General features: G+C 68.9%; 3 protein-coding genes. 1 reads left to right on the plus strand and 2 read right to left on the minus strand.

Features of this window, described 5'->3' with window-relative positions; translation table 11 throughout:
* Nucleotides 1-266 precede the first annotated feature (266 nt).
* Both GY812_16900 and GY812_16905 read right to left on the minus strand, forming a co-directional pair.
* The gene (locus GY812_16900; protein ID MCP4437164.1) at nucleotides 267-1,736 is read right to left on the minus strand and encodes a hypothetical protein; all 1,470 of its coding nucleotides are present in this window, start codon (nucleotides 1,734-1,736) and stop codon (nucleotides 267-269) included.
* Nucleotides 1,737-2,040: 304 nt separating this feature from the next.
* Nucleotides 2,041-2,580: a hypothetical protein gene (locus GY812_16905; GenBank protein ID MCP4437165.1), complete on the minus strand. Its 540-nt coding sequence runs from the start codon at nucleotides 2,578-2,580 to the stop codon at nucleotides 2,041-2,043.
* A gap of 18 nt (nucleotides 2,581-2,598) precedes the next feature.
* Here GY812_16905 and GY812_16910 point away from each other — a divergent pair.
* Nucleotides 2,599-2,692, plus strand: a 94-nt coding sequence (locus GY812_16910) for a hypothetical protein (GenBank protein ID MCP4437166.1), incomplete at its 3' end; no start/stop codon positions are given.

The raw sequence follows: 2,692 nt of genomic DNA on the forward strand, positions 1-2,692 counted from the left end.
CAAACGCGGCAGCGTGACTCGGTGCTGGGACGGCAAGGCACAGGAGGGGAAAGGAGAGCGGCACAAGCCGTGAGACTCTCGGCAGGCACCGAGGGTGCACCTTCAAGCAGATCACGTGAATCGGCGTGTACATGAACTCCCCTCTGAGCCAGAACCTCTTCAGGCAGGTTCCTGCAGGTCGCGCCCGACTGTCAAGCGAAAAGGGCCGGTGGATCGCAGGGGGCGAGCGGTTTGACGGGCGCGGGGGCGCGATGATCCAAAGTCGGTCACGCAGCGTCCCTGGGGGCCTTGCGCAAGCGGGCAGTGGGTCGCCAGCCCGTGATGCCGAGAACTGCCTGCTCAAGCTCACGCCATCGTCCGCACTTGGCCTGTGCGCGTAGGTGGAGGACGCCTTCGGCGTGCTCCTCGGTCCAGGAGACGCTGCTGCCCTTGAGCCGGAGGTTGATGACACGACGCACAGAGGACTCCACAGCGCCGCTGCCGATGGGCAGCCCTCGCTGGCGGAAGGGAGCGTAGCGTAGGCGTTCGCGGTGGGCCGAGAAGTACTCGACCTGCTTCTTCAGCTCCTCCGGGTCCCGCTTGGAGATCTGGCGGAACACGGCCTCGATGGCCTCGATGTCACCGGCCTTCAGGCGACGCTTCTGGGTCGCGTACCAGCCCAGGCGGTACTCCTCGGTCCATCCCTGGCTCTTCGAGAACTCGCTCAACCGCTGGACGACGTGGAAGTAGTCCACGACCTCGTGGAAGCGCTCGGCCTCAATGCCCAGCGTCTTGCGGAGTCCTGGAGCGCGCTTCCAGATCCACGGTGCTGCGTCGGCCACGAAGGTCAGCTCCATCGCCTTGTGAGCTCCCATGCGACGCAGGTGGTAGAGGAGCAGCTCGAACACGGCGTCCGCGTCTCCCAGGGTGCCATCGATCACCGACCGCACCTTCCGGTCTCGCCGGCCGTCTTCGCCCAGGACGTAGAGCGTGAGCACCTTGGGTTCTCGCCACTCAGTCACGAAGCGCTTCCGGCCGCCCTTCTTCGGCCGACCTCCCACGCGCTTCCGGATCTGTACGCGCCCGCCATCGACGGCGGCCACGACACGCCGACCAGCGAACGGGCCGTCGTCGTTCCCCTTGTCCAGCTTCGCGACCGCCTCAGCACGGGCGCGAAGGGCGTCGTCGGTGACCTCGTAGGTCAGCCGCAGGGCGGCCTTGTGGTCGATCTCAACGCCGCCCATGGCCAACAGCTCGCGTGCTGCGGACACCGAATTCGCTTCACTGACGGACCGAGCAATGAGGAGCCGAAGGGCGGGCGTCGCGCGCCCGACAATGCCGAGCTGGTCCAGTACCGGATACACGCCGGTTCCCTGGGCTCCACGCTTGCGGGACTTCGGGCCTCGGCCCCGAGGTGCCCCGATGGCGTACGGCGTCGTCACCTCGACCTCCTGGCCGCTCAGCGTCCTCACCAGGGTCTTGCGACGCCCCTCGCTCCGTACCTGGATACCCCGCTCTCGAGCACGCTCGCGGACCCGCTCCAGCGCCTCCCGGGCGCGTGTCTGGTCGTCTGAGACGGCCTGGAGCGCACGCTGGGTCATCTCCGCGGCAAGCGCCAGTGCGAGAGCCTGCACCCTCCGCTCCGCGTCGCAGAACCCGAGCGCATCGGAAGCCTGGCGCAGCTCACCGACCGCATCCGTCAGCCGGCCTCGGAAGGCGGCGACGGCGTCATCGAGGAGTCGGGCGTCTCGGTCCATGCCGAGACCAGATCACGACTCACCAGCTTGCGCAAGCCGGCGCCCGAAACCGATCCTGCTTCCTCCATTCTCGCCGACGCGTCCCTCACGTTCGACTCGGGCGGATCGCTCCCGGCCCCGCCCCGCCGAGTCACCGCGAAACGGGGCCAACCAACCCCACCCTGACGGTCAAGGTGCCCCATGTGGCCCCGCTCGCTTCGCCGTGCCTCGCCGGGGAGCCGGAGCCGGGCCGAGAGCGCGGCCTCGCGGCCCTCCACGCCTACAGACCTTCATCGTGGAAGAGCGCGAAGCCCGAGACCAGACCTCATCCCGCCAACACCTCCCCCACCGCCCGATACCCCATGTCCACCGCCGCATCCGCATACGCCCGCCCCGCCGCATCCGAGTTGGCGATGGCGATGCGCCCGAAGCGCGCCCGGCCCACCTCGTAGGGAGCCTGCCCCGCCTCGAAGGGCTCGTCGTCCAGGGAGTCGAAGCGGGCGTCGTGTTCGGCGTGCTGCGCGGTGGACTCCTGGGCGTGGGCGTCGTGCGCCGCCTGGAGCGTGTCGAGGTCGGCGGCGGTGGTGACGACGATGGCGTCGGTGTCGGAGGCGTGGGACTGCAGGGCCGAGACGTCGTCGGTCAGCGACTGGAGCCAGAGCTGGGCGTTGTCGGCGTCCGACGTTGAGGCGGCGAGGGCGGCCTCGGCGGCGTCGGCCCGGGCCTCGAGGAAGGCGATGCGCTCCTCGAAGGTGCGGAAGGTGTCGTCGATGGCGGTGACGTCGACGACGTCGGGCGTGTCTTCGAGGACGGTCTCCTCTCGGTCGGCGGGTTCGGTCGCGCAGCCGGCGACGAGGAGGCTCAACAGGTCGACGATGACTATATCAGGGCGCTCGAGTACGGCATGCCGCCCACGGGCGGAGTCGGGATGGGCATCGACCGTTTCGTGATGATGCTCACGGGCGCGACGTCGATTC

The sequence above is a fragment of the Actinomycetes bacterium genome (genome assembly GCA_024222295.1).
GTDB lineage: Bacteria > Actinomycetota > Acidimicrobiia > Acidimicrobiales > Microtrichaceae > JAAEPF01.

What these genes read in the sequence shown, in the direction of transcription:
- GY812_16900 (MCP4437164.1), bottom strand. Translation starts at nt 1,736, where the DNA reads ATGGACCGAGACGCCCGACTCCTCGATGACGCCGTCGCCGCCTTCCGA.